The following is a 17971-nucleotide window of genomic DNA, read 5'->3' on the forward strand; positions in this document are numbered from 1 at the left end:
AATCGTGGAAAATATCACTTAAAAAGAGGGAGGGTTCAGGATGAAGTGTGGAAAGAAATGTGTGATATTCGCTTTTTGTGGGCTGATAGCGGCAGGCTCGGCGGTTTTTGCAGCGGGAGAGACGGTTCCGGTGACAGAAAACGGTTTCCTGCGTCCGTATGAGCAGGTGAAGGAGCGCGGCTGTTCTGCTCCGACCGGAATGGATGCGGAGGCAGTAGCTGCGGAGACGGAAGAACATGAATCATGTGGGATACTTGGCGACGCGTTTGCAAAAAAGATTTCCAAGACAGTCCCCAAAACCTACGTGGATGAAGCTTCTATTCCGGAAACATTGAATTATCGGGAGTATATAGACGGCGAATGGTACGGCGGCGTGCTTCCGGTAACAGATTATACTTATAAAAAAGGCTGCAAATTATACGAAGCAATATTTTCGGGAACGCTTTATAAACAGTAAGAGCCGCAATAGAGCTGTTCCAGGCTGAAGGGAAGCAAAGCGGCAGAGAAAATGGAAGACAGTAAAATAACGCAGATGCGGGATACGTCCGGAAAAAGGAGGTAGCCCGTATTTTTTGTTGTCGTGCGTACGACATAGACACCACGCAGACCACACAGACAGATGACGTCAACAGACCGCACAGACAGACGGCGCCCGCAGACCGCACAGACAGATGGCGCCCGCAGACCGCACAGACAGACGGCGCCCGCAGACCGCACAGACAGATGGCGCCAACAGACCGCACCAACAGAAGGAGCGCAGTGCGGAGTACCGGGAAGGGCTGTATGTGGGATACCGGTATTTTGAGACTGCCGGCGTATCCGTCCGTTTCCCCTTCGGATTCGGGCTGAGCTATACTACCTTTGCATATGAAAACCTGGAGGTGTCGGATAATGCGGTTTCCTTTGTGCTGAAAAATACCGGAGAAAGGGACGGGGCGGAGGTTGCCCAGCTTTATATCAGCAAAAATCCGGGGCAGGTATATCGTCCGGCGAAGGAGCTGAAGGGATTTGAAAAGGTATATCTGAAGGCAGGGGAAAGCCGGAGAGTGACGATTTTGCTGGATGATAAGGCGTTCCGCTACTATAACCGGAAAACCGGACGTTTTGAAACGGAAACAGGAGAATATACGGTTCTTATCGGGGCAAGCTGTGCGGACATCCGCCTGCGGGGAACCATTTTTGTGCAGGGAACAGGGGCGCCGGCACCCGAAGAGAAAACGGCGATGCCCTCCTATTTTTCCGGAGATATCCGGAATGTGCCGGATGCAGAATTTGCCGCGCTTCTGGGGCGCGACATACCGGACGGTCACTGGAGCGGGCTGCTGGACAGAAATGACGCCATATGCCAGATGTACTATGCAAAGGGCAGGGTGGCGCGCCTTGTATACAGGATTCTGACGGGAATGCTGAATAAGAGCATAAAAAAGGGAAAACCGGATTTGAACATCATGTTTATTTACAATATGCCATTCCGCGGGATTGGAAAAATGGCGGGCGGCATGTGCAGCCAGGAAATGGTGGACGGAATCCTGAAAGCAGTAAACGGTCATTTCTTTGCCGGAGCGGGACAGATTATAGCGGGATTTTTCAGGCAGCAAAAAATCAGGAAAAAAGCAGAAAAGATGAAATAATGGGGGATGCCCATTGCTTCCGCCTATGTACCGCCGGCAGTTTATAACCTGCTTGTCACCTTTATCACCGGCGGCGTATCTATGATAATCTTTTTCTTTGTATTTAAGATTATCTTTCCAGAAGGCGAGCCGGAAAAATAGAGGTCTGTATTGCCTTTCGGGCATATTCAGTGTATGATATAAAAAAGCCATAAAGGAAGGGAATGCTATGGAAATCAGAGTGCTCCGTTATTTTCTGACGGTTGTCCGGGAGGAGGGAATTAACCGGGCAGCGGAGGTTTTACATATCACGCAGCCAACGCTCAGCCGTCAACTGGCGCAGCTGGAGGATGAGGTCGGCGTTAAACTGTTTCACAGAGGCGCGAAAAAGATTACCTTAACGAATGAGGGGATTTTACTGCGGCGGCGGGCAGAGGAAATACTGTCTCTGGTTGACCGGACACAGCGGGAGCTCACCTGTCAGGAGGAGCTTGTGGAAGGAAGAATCGTGATTGGCGGCGGAGAGCTGGCGGCGATGCAGGTGCTGTCGGAAATCATTGAAGGATTTCATGAGAAATATCCGCTTGTGACGTTCGATATATTCACGGGAAACGCTGATCTGGTAAAAGAGCAGATGGAAAAAGGGCTGGTTGATATCGGGGCGTTGCTGGAGCCGGTTGATATAGAAAAGTTTGAATTTATCCGCCTGAGGGAAAAGGAACGGTGGGTCGTTCTGATGCGCCCGGATGATAAGCTTGCAGAGAAGGAAACGGTAAATATAAAAGATCTGGAGCATATGCCGCTCATTCTTCCGAGGAGGACAAATGTTCAAAATGAAGTGTCCAACTGGTTTGGCGACGCCTTCCAGGAACAGCAGGTTCTTTTTACCAGCAATTTGACTACAAACAGTGCTCTTATGGTTCAGAGAGGGCTGGCATACTCCATTGTGATAGAGGGCTCGATACCGTTCTGGGATAAAGAAAAAATTGCGTACCGGCCGTTATCTCCGGAGCTTACCGCAAACAGTGTACTGGCGTGGAAAAAGCAGCAGCCGTTCAGCCTGGCGGCAACAAAATTTATAGAATACATAAAATGCTTTCCAGGCATAACTAAGGTGTAAAAACTAAGCATTTGATATAATATGGCATTCCGTTTATAATGCAGGTGTGGAAAAAGGTGCAGTGCACTTTTTTTGCACCTGATTTTTAATGGTTGCAATTTCTAACGGGAAACACTTGAAAGGCAGAGGAAAAAGGTATGAATCAGCAAGTAGAATTATTTTCAGACAAAACATTAAAGGATATGATTATCCCCCTGTTTTTAGAGCAGCTTCTGGCAATGCTTGTGGGTCTGGCAGATACACTGGTGGTCAGCTATGCCGGAGAAGCAGCGGTATCAGGCGTTTCCCTGGTCAATCAGTTTAATACGATTTTTATTTATCTGTTTACGGCGCTGGCATCCGGCGGAGCAGTGGTAATCAGCCAGTACATTGGCAGAAAGAGGATGGATGCTGCCGGGGAATCCGCAAGCCAGCTTTTGCTGTTCTCTGTGATTTTTTCTGCAGTGATTTCGGTACTTGTGCTGATTGGAAATGAGAAAATGCTCCGGCTGATGTTTGGAAAAGTGGAGAGCGATGTGATGCAGGCCTGCATTACCTATCTGAAAATTTCCGCTTATTCCTACCCGGCTCTGGCGGTTTATAACGCAGGCGCCGCGCTTTTCCGCAGCATGGGAAAAACCAGTGTGACCATGTACCTGTCGGTGGCTTCCAATATCATCAATGTCATTGGCAATCTGATTGGCGTGTTTGTATTGCACGCAGGCGTTGCCGGTGTCGCCTGGCCTTCCCTGATTGCCCGGACATTTTCAGCGGTAGTTATTACCGCACTCTGCTTTTGCAGAAAAAATGATGTACGCTATACCGGAAGGTGGATTTTTCAGTGGAATGGGGAACTGATGCGGAATATTTTAAGAATTGCCGTTCCAAACGGGCTGGAAAACGGCGTTTTCCAGCTGGTAAAGGTGGCTTTAAGCAGTATCGTGGCACTTTTTGGTACCTATCAGATTGCCGCAAACGGCGTGGCGCAGAGTATCTGGTCTCTGGCGGCGCTTGCAGGAGTTGCTATGGGACCGGTGTTTATCACAGTCATTGGGCAGTGTATGGGAAACAGAGATATACAGGCTGCAGAAGTCTATTTTAAGAAATTGATGAAGATTACGCTGCTGCTCTCGTCAGTATGGAATCTTCTGATTTTTCTGCTGACGCCTTTATTTATGAGATTCTATGCGTTGGAGCCAGATACCAAGCAGCTTGTGCTCCAGCTGGTTCTGATACACAATCTGTTCAATGCCATCGCCTATCCCTTTTCCGGTGCGCTTAGTAATGGGCTGCGTGCCGCAGGCGATGTGAAGTTCACCATGTATGTTTCGGTTATCTCTACGATAGCGGTGCGGCTTCTGCTGTCCTGGGTTTTAGGGGTTGCCCTGCAAATGGGCGTCATAGGAATCGCGCTTGCAATGGTCAGCGACTGGGTCATCCGGGCGGTTATTTTCTTCTGGAGACTGAAATCCGGGAAATGGAAAACTTTTCAGGTGATATAAGTCGTGAAATGTTTTTGACACCTTAACTATAATTTGTCAGAAGAAAAATATTGAAACCCTTTGTAATCTGATGGAGAATTTAGGCTGGACAACAGAGCAGGCAATGACAGCTATGGGGCCAGTTCAGAAAAGGGTATTCTTATCAAAAGAATTTAGTGAATCATTAACAGGTCGATTAAAGCTTCAAAATTGAGCGATGGTCGGCTTTTCTTTTTCAGCCTTTAACGACTTCATGGGCGGAATTTTTCCATCAGCATTTGTTCAACAATCGGTTTGTTGGTGAGATTGGTATGCTACGCGGTGTAGAAGGTGTGACTCTGATATGAAAATTCAGATATATATTGTGGCATATTTCATTCGTATTATATACTTCGAAGATTGAACTTAATAAATTAGGACAAAATGCACTAAAACAATTAGGACAATTTATATAGTATGCCAGTAGATAATTTTAGGATAATGGTATAATATAATGCCAGAACGCGATGCCTGTTTTTGGAGGGAGAAGGAGATATGAAAAGCACTCTATTGACCTTGACGCTATCTGGTTCTGTAATGCTTCTGATTTTTTATATAGTATGTTCTTTATATGGGAACAGGATGAAGGCAAAGTGGAAGCGGTACATATTGCTGCTTGCTGCGATTTACTATCTGATTCCGTTTTCTTCTGAAAAATATACGGTAAACGGCTGGCTGAGAAGGCATCGCCTTCCGATGATGTTTCCGAAAAAGCTGACGGACGGAGTGATGGATAAAGCGGATATTGTATATGTCATTGATGGGCGGGCGCGGTTTGAATATACACAGCCACTGTTAATGTGGGGTACTGTTATATGCGGAATGGTTTCAATGATTTTCCTGCTGTATTTTATTTATACCTGTTGGTCGTTCAGAAAGAAAATAAAAGCATATAAAAGGCAGGAGGTTTCAGAGGAATGCAGGAGGGTATTTGAAAAAGCATTACACAGACTGGCGATCCGGCGGCATATTAGTCTGTATAAATCGCCTGATGTGGAAACTCCGGCTGCAACGGGGATTTTTAAACCGTGTATCTGGCTGCCGGAAAGAATGGACACTATTTCTGAAAGCGAAATGGAAAATGTTCTGGTACACGAACTGGCTCACATAAAGCATCATGATTTGCTGATGCAAATTGCCGGGCTTCTGGTGATTACAGTTCACTGGTTTAATCCGTTTTCATATTTATTGCTGCACTTTATACGCCTCACAAATGAAGAATATAGTGATGAAACTGCAGTAGAGCATATGGGACAGGAAGAGCGGATATCCTACTGCAGTACGCTGATTATGCTGGCATGTGGGAACAGGAAAAAATCCACACTGGGGCTGGGTTTTTCCAGACAGCCCCGAAAGCAGATAGAAAGGAGGATTGATTTTATTATGATGAAAAGAAAGAAAAATGTACTGGCAGCATGTATTGCCGGTGCATTTGGTATTATCGCCAGCACAGTCACAGTGTTTGCGTATGATCCACCGCAATATATTGTACAGGAAAGTGGTAAAGAGGTAAACCTGGAGGCAGAGGAAGCATTTTATGCCGGAACACTGGAGCTGGAAGTGGAAGAACTGCCGTATGATAATTTCTTCACAGACAGTGAAGGAAATATATATCCCATTACAGAAGAGCAGACAAGAAAGGAATGCAGGCACGAATATGAGCTGGGAATAAAAACGGAACATGTTCTGGATGGCAATGGAGGCTGTACGGTAAATTATTATCATGCGAAAAGATGTACAGTATGTGGAATTGTCGTATACGGAGAATTGTATGATTTTGTTACACGTAAAGTGTGCCCGCATTAATCTGACGGTAGGGAGTGAAAAGATGGACAAAAAATATGGGCTGACATCAACGGAATATGAGATTATGGAACTGTTCTGGGATACGGATGGAAAATTAAGCTTTAAAGAGGTTATGGAGTATTTCAATAGTACTAAGAACAAAAACTGGAAAAAGCAGACAGTAAGTACGTTCTTAAAGATCCTGCAGGATAAAGGGCTTATAGCATCCGATACTTCCGGAAAGAAATATCAGTATTATGCGACCTGCACAAGGGAGAAACATATTAATATGTGGGTGCGGCAAATGATGAAGGATTCATTTGATAATTCTATGGGACAGTTTTTGATGGCTTTTTCGGGTGGGGAGAAATTAAGTGAAAAAGATGCGGAGGAGCTGAGAGAATATTTAAAGAAGTATGAGTAATATGTAAAACAGACATGACCTAATAATATTAGTACAAAATGAACTAAAATGAATAGTACATTTTGACAAGTATGTCAATAGATATTTATTTGATAATAATATAAAATAAACATATCCCACATGATGAAATTATATACCGGTATATTTTAAAGTTTCATAAGAGGGAAGACAAGAGAAAGTGAGGGATATGTATATGAAGAAAAAGAGAATGCTGAATAGGATATTTGCTTTTTTGACAGCGGCAACACTGGCATTGCCAGTTGGCATGGCAAGCAGCGCTACGGCGAGTAACTGGACAGATACGGAGTATTACAAAGATTATAGCGGAGATGGCGGAGATGTGTATACGGAATGGCGCCAAAAGCAGGATAGCAGCTCCGTATATATTTGTCATCAAGGGTCTGTTGATGTATTTGCTGCTGTGCTGGTTAGTGGATACAACGGCATTTACAGTGGGTCTAATGGAATGTATGGGAAAGGCTCTTATGTAGGAGTACCGACAGGACAGGGATTTTACATTATTAACTATGTGGCGGAATCCTTTAAATCAGACTATAATAAAGGGAACTATAAATATATCAGATTAGCCCTTTGTCCGACAACACATAATCAGTGTTCCTTGTATGGAGTATGGAGCCCAGATAGCATTTAAAAAGCAAAATTAAACAGAAAACAATCCTTCCGGGTGTTATCCCGGAAGGAAATATGAGGCTTATATGAAGAGAAAAGCGGGGAAGATTGTTTTAACTATAATAATAATAGGGATGCTGGGAACGATTCTTTTCTGGGGATTCCGTTTTTTTGTAAAGAATCCATTTGTGAAGAATAGTATTTTTCAGAAAACAGAGAGTTCCTCTTCTAACCGGGAATCTGCAGAAAGTAAAGAAATGCCGGAATCACTGACATGGAAAGAGACGGGAATAATGGTGGATGCCAGTGCAGAAAATCAAAAGAATGTGTCGGAAGTAGTTGGATTATTGCCAGATGATACAAACACGTATAATATTGGCGAATCATTTCCACAGATATTTTTTGATATAGACCAGGGGAAAGAAGGGACGATAAACTGTCGAGTCAACAGCGTAGATTTTACGAAGGATAGTGTGGATTCAGATGCGGCATATTATTCATATGACAGAGTACGGTTTGATGAGGAATATAATATTACAAATGATTATACATACGTTGTTGCAAATGTGACATTTACCAATGAAGAAAGCGATGAATTGACAATATATGTAAACTGCGCAAAATATGTAGCAATTAATCCTAAAACGCAGGAAGTATATAATCCAGGAGAATTGCAGGGCTATAAAACAAGTGCGGATTTGCCGGTATATGACAAATCTTATGCAAAGGTGACGATACCGGCAGGAAAAGAATTTGAATGTAATCTTGTGTATATTCAGAGCGACGAATATATTCAAGGAAAAGAATGCTATCTGCATTTTAATTCTTCGGGGATTACCTTTCCTATACAGGAAGACGCATGTTATGTGAGGTTGAACCAAAATGATACGGATATTTAAAATAGAGATTCGCAGAGCTTTTACCGGTATAGGCACATGGATATCATTTGGCATTGGTATGCTTATCAGTATGATACATATTGTTCACTGGATACTCCCCAGGGCAGAAGCTTTCCGCGAGCAGCTGCTTTATTTTAAAAGTGATATGCAATATCCGGATTCACTTTACTGGGAGTGGATATGCGGAAACACATATAATCCGGAGGGCTTTTTGTATTTTCTTATATTTCCACTGCTGGCGGTTTTGCCGTATAGCATTTCTTTTTTTAACGATAAGGATAATGGATATATACGTCAGGTCTATATGCGTGCAGAGCGCAGGCGGTATCTGATGGCAAAAAGCGCAGCGGTATTTTTGACAGGCGGTTTTGTTGTGACTGCTCCACTGTTGATTAATTTTATAATTTGTGCGATGTTTCTTCCGGCGCTGCCGATGCAGCAGCTTGCCGGAAAGCTTATCTACGCTGCGGTAGTCTGGTATAAGATTTTTGAACAGTATCCATTGGTTTATGTGATGATTTTTATGGGACTTGATTTTATTTTTGCCGGGCTGGTCGCGTGCCTGCCGCTGCTTCTCAGCTTTTTTTCGGAAAAACGATATGTGATTCTGCTGATGCCGTTTGTACTGCAGATATTTATTTATGCGGTCTGCATGATGTCGGCAAATGTAGATGCTGTCATGTATTCAACGGTATATCTGTTTTTTGCAGGATTCGGGTGCAGGTCGGTGCTCGCTCTCGTAGGCTACATAGGAATATATGGTGTTTTGGGGGTAATATTGTTTTGGAAAATCGGAAACCGGGAAGATATTTTCTGAATACCTTTTTAAAAAAAGGTATCTGCATGATCCTGTATACAGGAGCTTTGACGGTGGGACTCTATTTTTTGCTGGCGCGCAGTGTAGATATCTGGAGAAATTATGGATATCGTTATTGTATGCTGGACTGTGTGAACCGCCTGGGGAAGGCAGATATTTATTTGTTTGTGTATTTGCCATTGACACTTATTCTGACGGTAAAGGATAACCGGATTTATAGGCAACCGGCTATGCTTGTTCAATACGGCAGGCTGGAAACCATGTGGAAAAGCATTTTCTGGAAACTGGTCTGGATGGCGGTTGTTTTTTCAGCTATTTATAGCAATGTATGCTGTATCCTGTCAGGGTTATCAGCGTCTGAAATATCAAACTGGCACCGGACGTCCGGGAGCTTTTATCTGGAAACAGAGCAGCTTTATGAAGGCACAGTGGGGAAAGTGTTTCTGTTTTTTTTCTTGATGAACGCAATAAAAACCATTATTGTTCTGGTCATAGCATTTCTTGCGGGGCTGACTTTTAAAAGACTGGTTCTGTGCCTTGCACTTTTCGTAGGCGACGCCATTTTGGAGTGGATACACCCGGAGACGATGCTGTTTTTTAACCTTTTTTCGATTTCCAGATGTAATTTTAAATGGGACGGTATGGTTTATCTGCTCACGGGCTGTGCTCTGACACTGTGCGCAGTGATTTACATGACAGGCAGAAACTATTGGAAAAAGAGGGAGTTTTATGGTAGCTGAAGGAAGGCGTAGAAAGTTATGGTATTTGTTTTCTGCCGCGATTGCGCTTCCAGGCTGTGTGACGGATTATCAGCAGGCAGGAGAGTTTTTTACAGCAGAACACTATCTGAACAGCTTCTTGAGAGGGCTGCCGACGATTCGAACGGGAGACGGGCAGAGTTTTTTGTTGCCGGGGGAATGGTGCCTTTTTTGCATCATTTTATTATGTCTCAATGGGAGAACGGCAAAGGATTTTGTCACTGGCATAGGTCTGCAGAGACTCATTAGGATGGAAGATGCAAATTTGATATGGCGAAGAAAATGGCGGGAATGTATTATGTGTGTATCCATATATTTTCTGGCTGCATACACAGGGATTGGAATATTTTGCACAGCAGTTGGACAGGTACAAAGCTTCCTGGAAATGCTGCAAAGCAGAAAGGTGATAAACGATTTTTTGATTCCGTTGCTTGCCGCCTGTGTAATTGCAGTCTGGCAGCTTGTTTTATCAATAAAAACGAATGCGCTGACTGGTCTGATTGCCGGTGTTTTTCTTCTGACATTTTCTGGCTATTTTTCAAAATGGTATCTGCCCGGAAATTATCTGATGAAGCTGCGTGTAGAAGAATTTTTAGAAAACGGAATAAAGGCGGAATACATAATCTGCAGTCTGCTGCTGGCGCTTGCGGCAGGTATCGGTCTTGGAAAATTTTTTATCAGAAATATGGATTATATGCAGATAAAAGGGGACTTCTGATATGAAAATAGAAATTGATAACATCACAAAAAAGATTGGGTCACAGACTGTACTGGATTGCATTTCTCTTTCGATGGAATCGCCAGCTATTTATGGATTGAAGGGGCGGAACGGCTCTGGAAAGACAATGCTCATGCGTGCAATATGCGGACTGATTCGGCTGTCGGAAGGAGAAATCCGGATTAATGGCGAAATTTTAAGAAAGGATATTTCTTTTCCGCGGAGCGTTGGAATTCTGATAGAATCGCCGGGGTTTATCAGCCATTATTCTGCATATGAGAACCTGGAAGCACTGATTTCCATAAAAAATATTGTTTCGAGGGAAAGAATCACTGAAACATTGGAAATGGTCGGGCTTGAACCGGGGGATAAAAAATCGTTTCGCAAATTTTCTCTGGGAATGAAGCAGAAACTGGGGATTGCAGCGGCTATTATAGAAGAGCCGGAGCTGGTCATTCTGGATGAACCGACGAATGCGCTGGATGAGCAGAGCCTGGAGAGACTGAAAAAGATTTTAGGGCATCTGAAAGAAAAGGGGGCGCTCGTTATTATCAGTTGTCATGATACGGAAGATTTATTGGCGCTGTCGGATGTGATTATAGAAATGCAGGATGGGAAAGTGATATCTGAATGGAAGATAAACAGATGAAAATACGGAAAAGAAAGTGGCTGTTGATAATACCAGGCATTTTTCTGATATGTCTTTGGATACATGCAGTTTATCGCATTAACCGGGAAATTCCGCGGACAAAAAGCATAGTATATCAGAATGGAGAATGGGTACCGTGGAAGAACGGCGTGGAAATTCTGGTAAAGGGCGGAAGTTTTATGGAGGATTCCCAGATACGCGGCAACCAGAATGTAACAGAAGGAATGCGCTATGCCGGAGAAATGAAATTGCTGTGGGTGGACATAGAACTAAAAAATACCAGCCAGACAGGTGCCAGGGTGGATTGTCTGGAACTGGGGGCAGAAGCTCCGGGCTGGGCGAATATTCCAAATCCGGATTTTTATTACACAATAAATGAAGGGAAAAACGGACTCCAGACGGAACTGGAACCGGGAGAGAATATAGAGTATAGCCTGCCATTTCTGCTTTTAAAAAATAACTTTAGAAATTCTGAATGGAAAAAAGTAGAACAGAAAGAGTATTATATAACACTGGCGTTGTATCCGGAAAAGAAAATGATTGCTGTTCAGACGTGAGATATTTCTTGTATCCAGAAGAATTGTAAAGAACTGAAAAATGCGTAAAGAACAGGAAAATGTACAAAGCAAAGACAGCGGGACATCTGCGAAAAACGGGATGTCCCTTTTTCTATAAAACTTTTATTAAATTTTTATAAAGATACTTGATTATTTATATATATGGTAATAAAATCTATAGACTTTGTTTTACAATAATTTGTTTTACAAGAAAAGGTAAGGGGAAAAAGAAAATGCTGAAACTGGTGAAGTATATGAAAAAATCGGCAGGTTATATCCTGCTGATTATACTGCTGCTTTTTTTGCAGGCGTTCTGCGACCTGTCGCTGCCTTCCTACACGTCAGACATTATCAATGTCGGAATCCAGCAGAAGGGGATAGAGGACGGCGTGCCGGAGCAGATCAGCGCGCAGTCTTTTGAACGTCTCCTGCTGTTTCTGGATGAGGGGCAGCAGGAGCAGGTGAAGGCGGATTACCGGGAGGCGGGCGATGCCTGGTACCTGCAGGAAATCAGCAAAGAGGAGCGGCAGGAGCTGAATGATATTCTGGGAAAGGCGGAGGTCGCTCTGGTGACGCTCACGCAGTCGGAGGAGACGACGGCGGCGATTAAGGCGCAGATGAACCTGCCGGAGGACGCGGATTTGTTTGAGACGATTGCGGCGCTGCCATCACAGGTGCGGGAGCAGATGCTCGCCGGTGTCAGCGGGCAGATGGAGCAGATGCCGGATTCGATTATCACACAGATGGCGGTCAGCTTTGTGCAGAGTGAATATGATACGCTGGGAGAGGACACGGACGCCATGCAGATGCGGTATCTGCTGTTCACCGGTCTGAAAATGCTGGCGCTGGCGTTTCTAGGCATGGTGGCGGCAATCAGCGTGACGTTTTTGTCGGCGCGCGTGGCGGCGGTCACCGGGCACGACCTGCGCGCGGTGGTCTACCGCAAGGTAATTGGATTTTCCAATGCGGAATTTAACCGGTTCTCCACAGCGTCGCTGATTACGCGCAGCACGAACGATATCCAGCAGGTGCAGCTTCTGATGGCAATGTTTTTCCGGATTGCCTGCTATGCGCCGATTCTTGGTATCGGCGGCGTGCTGAAGGTACTGCGCACGGATGTTTCCATGAGCTGGATTATCGGGCTGGCGGTCGTGCTGATTATGCTGGTCGTGCTGGTGCTGTTTAAGGTGGCGATGCCGCGTTTCAAGACGCTGCAGGTGCTGATTGACCGTCTGAATCTTGTCACGAGAGAGATTCTGACCGGTATTCCGGTTATCCGGGCATTCAGCCGTGAGAAGTATGAGGAAGAGCGTTTTGAGGAAGCAAACCGGAATCTGATGAAGACGAATCTGTTTGTCAACCGCTGTATGACGTTTATGATGCCGGTGATGATGCTGGTGATGAACGGCGTTTCGGTGCTGATCGTCTATAACGGCGCCCACGCGATTGACGGCGGAAGTATGCAGGTGGGCGATATGATGGCGTTTATCCAGTATGCCATGCAGATTATCATGTCATTCCTGATGCTGACGATGCTTTCTATCATGCTGCCGAGAGCCAGCGTTTCCGGAAAGCGTATCAGTGAGATTCTGGAGACGCAGGAAACCATCCACGACCCGGAGCGTGCGCGCGTGCCGAACGTGTCCATAAAGGGACGGGTGGAATTCGACCATGTTTCCTTTGCGTATCCGGATGCGGAGGAAGAGGTGCTGACGGATATCAGCTTTACGGCGGAAAAGGGTGAGACGGTCGCAATTATTGGAAGTACCGGAAGCGGCAAGAGCACGCTGGTAAATCTGATTCCGCGTTTTTACGATGTGACCGGGGGAGAAATCCGTCTGGACGGTGTGGATATCCGGAAAATGTCACAGAAGGATGTGAGAAGCCGTCTGGGCTACGTGCCGCAGAAGGGCGTGCTGTTTTCCGGAACGATTGATTCCAATATCCGTTACGGCAGACCGGATGCTTCGGAAGCCGAGGTGGAGCGGGCGGCGCAGATTGCGCAGGCAGAGGAATTTATTAAGGAGAAACCGGACGGGTACGCTTCCGCAATCGCGCAGGGCGGCACCAATGTGTCCGGCGGTCAGAAGCAGCGCCTTTCGATTGCGCGCGCGATTGAGAAAAATCCGGAAATCCTTATTTTTGACGACAGCTTTTCCGCGCTGGATTATAAGACGGATGTTGCTGTGCGCAGAGCGCTGCGGGAGGCGACGGCGGAGACGACGACCATTATTGTGGCACAGCGCATCAGTACGATTCTTCATGCCGATAAAATTATTGTGCTCGACGAGGGACACATGGCGGGCATGGGCACGCACAGGGAGCTGCTGGAAAACTGCGAGGTTTACCGGCAGATTGCCGAATCACAGCTTTCGAAGGAGGAGTTGGCAGGATGAGTGAGCAGAGAAGATTGGGAATGCGGGGTTCCAGAAGAATGGGAACGGAAAAAGCGAAGGATTTTGGCGGAACACTGTCAAAGCTTCTCAAATATATGAAGCGCTACCGGGTGCGTGTCCTTATTATGCTGGTTTTTGCTGTGGCGGGCACCACGTTCAGCATTATTGGACCGCGGATTCTCGGAAAGGCGACGACCGAGCTGTTTAATGGTCTGGTGGCGAAAATCCAGGGCACGGGCTCAATTGATTTTGGCAAAATCGGAACGATTCTGGCGGGGCTGATGTGCCTGTATGTGGCGGGCGCATTGTTTTCGTTTATTCAGGGCTATGTGATGAGCGGAATATCGAATGATATTTCCTACAGTCTGCGCCGGGACATTTCAAAGAAAATGAACCGTATGCCGCTGAGCTTTTTTGAAAGCCGCACAAACGGAGAAATTCTTTCGCGCGTCACAAATGATGTCGATACGCTGCAGCAGAGCCTGAACCAGAGCTTTACGCAGCTTATCACCTCCGCGACGACGATTATCGGCGTGCTGGTGATGATGCTGAGCATCAACGTCTGGATGACGCTGTGCGCGCTTCTGATTCTGCCGGTCTCTATGGGAATTATCGGGCAGGTGATGAAGCGTTCGCAGAAGTATTTCCAGCGGCAGCAGGCTTATCTGGGCGAGGTGAACGGTCAGATCGAGGAAATCTACGGCGGGCACAACATCGTGAAAGCCTTTAATAAAGAGGAGGATGTGATTTCCGTCTTTGAGGAGACGAATAAAAAGCTGTACGATTCCGCCTGGAAGTCGCAGTTTTTCTCCGGTATGATGATGCCCATCATGCAGTTTATCGGCAATCTCGGTTATGTGATGGTGGCGCTGCTCGGCGGTTTCTTTGCCATCCGCGGCGCCATTGAGGTGGGCGATATCCAGTCGTTTTTCCAGTATATCCGCAGCTTCACGCAGCCCATCCAGCAGCTTGCGCAGGTGACGAATATGCTGCAGTCGACGATGGCGGCTTCTGAGCGCGTCTTTGAATTCCTGGAAGAGGAGGAAGAGCAGCAGACGGCGGAGCATCCGGTAAGCATCGAGGGGCTGAAGGGAAATGTGGAATTTGAGCACGTATCGTTTGGCTACCAGCCGGATAAAATCATTGTGCACGATTTTTCGGCGGATATTAAGGACGGACAGAAAATTGCCATCGTCGGACCGACCGGCGCCGGCAAGACCACGATGGTGAAGCTGCTGATGCGCTTTTACGATGTAAACAGCGGCTCCATAAAAATCGACGGGCACGATCTGCGGGAATTTAACCGCAGCGAACTGCGCGAAATGTTTGGCATGGTGCTGCAGGACACCTGGCTGTTTTCCGGTACCATAATGGAAAACATCCGTTACGGCAGGCTGGATGCCACCGATGAGGAAGTCATTGCGGCGGCAAAGGCGGCTCACATTCATAAGTTTATCATGACGCAGCCGGGCGGCTACCAGATGGTGCTGAACGAGGAGACCAATAATATATCGCAGGGGCAGAAGCAGCTCCTCACCATCGCGCGGGCAATCCTGGCGGATAACCAGATACTCATACTCGACGAGGCGACCTCCTCCGTCGACACCCGCACCGAGGAGCGCATCCAGAAAGCAATGGATAACCTTATGGAGGGACGCACAAGCTTTATCATAGCCCACCGCCTCTCCACCATCCGCGACGCCGACCTCATCCTCGTCATGAAAGACGGCGACATCATCGAGCAGGGCAACCACGAACAGCTCATGCAGAAAGGCGGCTTCTACGCCAATCTATACAACAGTCAATTTGAAAAAGCGGTATAGCCGTGCAAAAAGCCAGCACAAGTTTGCGTGGGAGCTTGCTCACAAAGCAAATCTTGTGCTGAGCTTTTTATAGGGCGCTCGCCCACAGCAAATCCATTTAAACAGAGTAAGGCTTGAAAATATTTCCTGTTTTGGTATAATGGATATATAGAAAGAAGGTGAAGATATGAATACATTACCAATAGAAGATATGAGTAATACATTTATAGAGCATTCCTTCATTATCAATAATTTCGTGGTTATGGTGGGAAAACAGATAAAAGATTCTTTATGCCGTGTGCTGGGCGATGGTGTCCAATATCAATGGTATGAAAATGATAATAAGGTAATCATTCCGGATGCATCTATTAACTGTAATACAAGAGACCGGAAAAATGTATCCTTGACGGGAATCCCGCGAATGGTAATGGAAGTCATTTCTGAATCTACTGAGCAGTACGACCGTAATGAAAAGATGGAGATATACAGAAAAGTAGGAATATCGGAATATTGGATTGTTGACTGGAGAAAAAAGCAGGTGGAGATATATTTGAATGATGGAAAAGAAGATGGAACAACATATTTTTATCTTTATAAAACCGTTACAGTAGAAAACAAAGATGAACTGCAGCTTGTTATGTTCCCAAATTTGAAAACAGATTTTGACGAGCTGTTTAATATCTGATGGAAGGTGAATAGAATTACTATAAGAGTTGCAGGAAATAGCGCGGGGAACCGGTGGAAAACATATTTTTTGAATATCCAGATAGAATAAGGATTCAGAAAGCATCTGTTTATATGGCAGATGCTTTTATTATGGACAGGATATAAACTGAAAGATTTATAACAAGAATAATAACAAGAACACTTTCGATGAAAATTTTTTCAATTCTGACGAATGCTTATGTAAGTTTCCACAAATGTTTTGACACAGTGCAAAAAGATTGGTAAAATTAGATTAGTTTTTTAAATATTTTGGAAAATACCAGGACAGGGAGGGAATATGGTTATGAAATCAGGAAAGAGAAGATTTTATGCGGCTCTGCTGGCGGCAGGGCTGGTGCTGTCGGCCGGTGCCGGGGGAGCAGCGGAAGAAGCAGCAGGAACCGGCGTGGCAGAGGGCATGGCGGCAGAAACGGATACGGCAGGGAATCCGTCAGACAATGCAGCGGGAGCAGTGACAGACGCAGACGACGGTGTGGCAGAGAGTGCGGCGGATGGCGCGGCATCCGACGATACCCTGAACCAGGTGCCGCATGTTCTGGTGCCATATCAGACGGAGAATTTTGATTTGTGGGACGGCAATCCGACAAAAGCATTTTCCATGATGGCGGCGGAGTATCACCAGGGTCTGACGCCCGCCAACTACGACAGTTACCGGCAGGCGCTCTACAACCTGGACGGGAAATTTTCCAGAATGACGCTGGCGGTCGGTCACATCGACGGGGAGCGCGACGGGAGCGCATCGCTGTATATTTATAAGGACGGGGAGCTGGCGCAGACGCTGAATCTTACCAGCGACATGATGACGCAGAAGCTGGAGCTGGATACGACGGGCGTGAAGCAGCTCCGGCTGGACCAGGAGGGCGGCGATGCGGCATACGGCTATGCGGACGTGACAGGCTATGGCGGGCATAATTTCGTGGAAGAAATGTCACAGGTCGTTTCGGTATTCAGCGACGGCGTGTACACCTACACCTGCAAAGACTGCGGTTATTCCTACGGGGAAACGATTCCGGAGCAGAGCGAGTGCGTGCCGTACCTTACGCCCTACCAGACCACCAACATGTATTCCCTGGAGGATACAGAGGATACGCAGGACTGCTTCTATGTGATGGGCAAGGCGTATTACAAAGGAACGATTCCGGATAACTATGACAGCAGGCGGGAGGCGCTCTACAATCTCGGACAGAAATACAACAGCGTCACCTTTACGGTCGGGCACTGCGACAATGAGCGGAAGGGAAGCGCCGTGCTGCGTGTGTTTGGCGACGGCAATCTGATGAAAGAGCTGGAGCTGACAAAAGACATGCTGAATCAGACTGTTACCATCAATACGGTAGGCGTTACGCAGCTGAAGATTTCCTACGAGGGCGGCGACAGCAGCTACGCGATTTTCGATATGAGTTATGAATCGGCGGAGACCTGGGAGCACAATTTCACCAGAGAAGTCCTGCTGGAGGCAACGGTCGGACAGACCGGCATCAGCACCTATACCTGCGTAAATTGCGGAGCATGTTACACGGAAATCATTCCGGCGGTGGACGAGTAAAATACCCCGGTGCAAGCATACGGACAGAAGAGGGA

17 protein-coding genes are annotated in these 17971 nt (G+C 46.2%); all 17 read left to right on the plus strand.

Features of this window, described 5'->3' with window-relative positions; translation table 11 throughout:
• The first annotated feature begins 40 nt into the window (after window positions 1–40).
• The 17 genes from NQ534_RS13495 (at window position 41) to NQ534_RS13575 (ending at window position 17936) form a co-directional block, all read left to right on the plus strand.
• Window positions 41–457 carry a hypothetical protein gene (locus NQ534_RS13495; RefSeq protein ID WP_006863793.1) on the plus strand — a complete coding sequence of 139 codons (417 nt, stop codon included), beginning with the start codon at window positions 41–43 and terminating at the stop codon, window positions 455–457.
• A gap of 214 nt (window positions 458–671) precedes the next feature.
• Entirely contained in the window at window positions 672–1631 is a 960-nt protein-coding gene (locus NQ534_RS13500) for a fibronectin type III-like domain-contianing protein (protein WP_006863792.1), read from the plus strand.
• 208 nt (window positions 1632–1839) lie between these two features.
• Window positions 1840–2730, plus strand: a complete 891-nt coding sequence (locus tag NQ534_RS13505) for a LysR family transcriptional regulator (protein ID WP_006863790.1) — start codon at window positions 1840–1842, stop codon at window positions 2728–2730.
• A gap of 137 nt (window positions 2731–2867) precedes the next feature.
• A complete protein-coding gene (locus NQ534_RS13510; protein ID WP_006863789.1) occupies window positions 2868–4211 on the plus strand; it encodes an MATE family efflux transporter in 1344 nt (447 codons plus the stop codon).
• Between the two features lie 555 nt (window positions 4212–4766).
• Window positions 4767–6035 (plus strand): M56 family metallopeptidase, encoded by a 1269-nt coding sequence (locus tag NQ534_RS13515; RefSeq protein ID WP_260044002.1) that lies wholly within the window; start codon window positions 4767–4769, stop codon window positions 6033–6035.
• Between the two features lie 22 nt (window positions 6036–6057).
• A complete protein-coding gene (locus NQ534_RS13520) occupies window positions 6058–6438 on the plus strand; it encodes a BlaI/MecI/CopY family transcriptional regulator (protein ID WP_006860019.1) in 381 nt (126 codons plus the stop codon).
• A 193-nt stretch (window positions 6439–6631) separates the two neighbouring features.
• Window positions 6632–7090: a DUF2712 domain-containing protein gene (locus tag NQ534_RS13525; protein WP_143115816.1), complete on the plus strand. Its 459-nt coding sequence runs from the start codon at window positions 6632–6634 to the stop codon at window positions 7088–7090.
• 64 nt (window positions 7091–7154) lie between these two features.
• The gene (locus NQ534_RS13530) at window positions 7155–7967 is read left to right on the plus strand and encodes a hypothetical protein (protein ID WP_006860021.1); all 813 of its coding nucleotides are present in this window, start codon (window positions 7155–7157) and stop codon (window positions 7965–7967) included.
• Window positions 7951–8784, plus strand: a complete 834-nt coding sequence (locus NQ534_RS13535; protein ID WP_006860022.1) for a hypothetical protein — start codon at window positions 7951–7953, stop codon at window positions 8782–8784. The genes NQ534_RS13530 and NQ534_RS13535 overlap by 17 nt, the downstream gene beginning before the upstream one ends.
• A gap of 53 nt (window positions 8785–8837) precedes the next feature.
• A complete protein-coding gene (locus NQ534_RS13540) occupies window positions 8838–9524 on the plus strand; it encodes a hypothetical protein (RefSeq protein WP_143115815.1) in 687 nt (228 codons plus the stop codon).
• A 403-nt stretch (window positions 9525–9927) separates the two neighbouring features.
• Window positions 9928–10260, plus strand: coding sequence for a hypothetical protein (locus NQ534_RS13545; protein ID WP_157200709.1), 333 nt, complete (start codon window positions 9928–9930; stop codon window positions 10258–10260).
• 1 nt (window position 10261) lies between these two features.
• On the plus strand, window positions 10262–10909 hold the full coding sequence (locus NQ534_RS13550; protein WP_006860025.1) for an ABC transporter ATP-binding protein: 648 nt from the start codon (window positions 10262–10264) through the stop codon (window positions 10907–10909).
• Entirely contained in the window at window positions 10906–11466 is a 561-nt protein-coding gene (locus NQ534_RS13555) for a DUF5028 domain-containing protein (protein WP_040781290.1), read from the plus strand. The genes NQ534_RS13550 and NQ534_RS13555 overlap by 4 nt, the downstream gene beginning before the upstream one ends.
• Window positions 11467–11699: 233 nt before the next feature.
• Window positions 11700–13862: an ABC transporter ATP-binding protein gene (locus NQ534_RS13560; RefSeq protein ID WP_006860027.1), complete on the plus strand. Its 2163-nt coding sequence runs from the start codon at window positions 11700–11702 to the stop codon at window positions 13860–13862.
• The gene (locus NQ534_RS13565) at window positions 13859–15685 is read left to right on the plus strand and encodes an ABC transporter ATP-binding protein (RefSeq protein ID WP_006860028.1); all 1827 of its coding nucleotides are present in this window, start codon (window positions 13859–13861) and stop codon (window positions 15683–15685) included. Before NQ534_RS13560 ends, NQ534_RS13565 begins: the two co-directional genes overlap by 4 nt.
• A 166-nt stretch (window positions 15686–15851) precedes the next feature.
• Window positions 15852–16349, plus strand: coding sequence for a Uma2 family endonuclease (locus tag NQ534_RS13570; RefSeq protein ID WP_006860029.1), 498 nt, complete (start codon window positions 15852–15854; stop codon window positions 16347–16349).
• 318 nt (window positions 16350–16667) lie between these two features.
• Entirely contained in the window at window positions 16668–17936 is a 1269-nt protein-coding gene (locus tag NQ534_RS13575) for an NPCBM/NEW2 domain-containing protein (protein ID WP_006860030.1), read from the plus strand.
• The last annotated feature ends 35 nt before the right edge of the window (window positions 17937–17971 follow it).

The sequence above is a fragment of the Marvinbryantia formatexigens DSM 14469 genome (assembly GCF_025148285.1).
In the GTDB taxonomy this organism is placed as follows: Bacteria; Bacillota; Clostridia; order Lachnospirales; family Lachnospiraceae; genus Marvinbryantia; species Marvinbryantia formatexigens.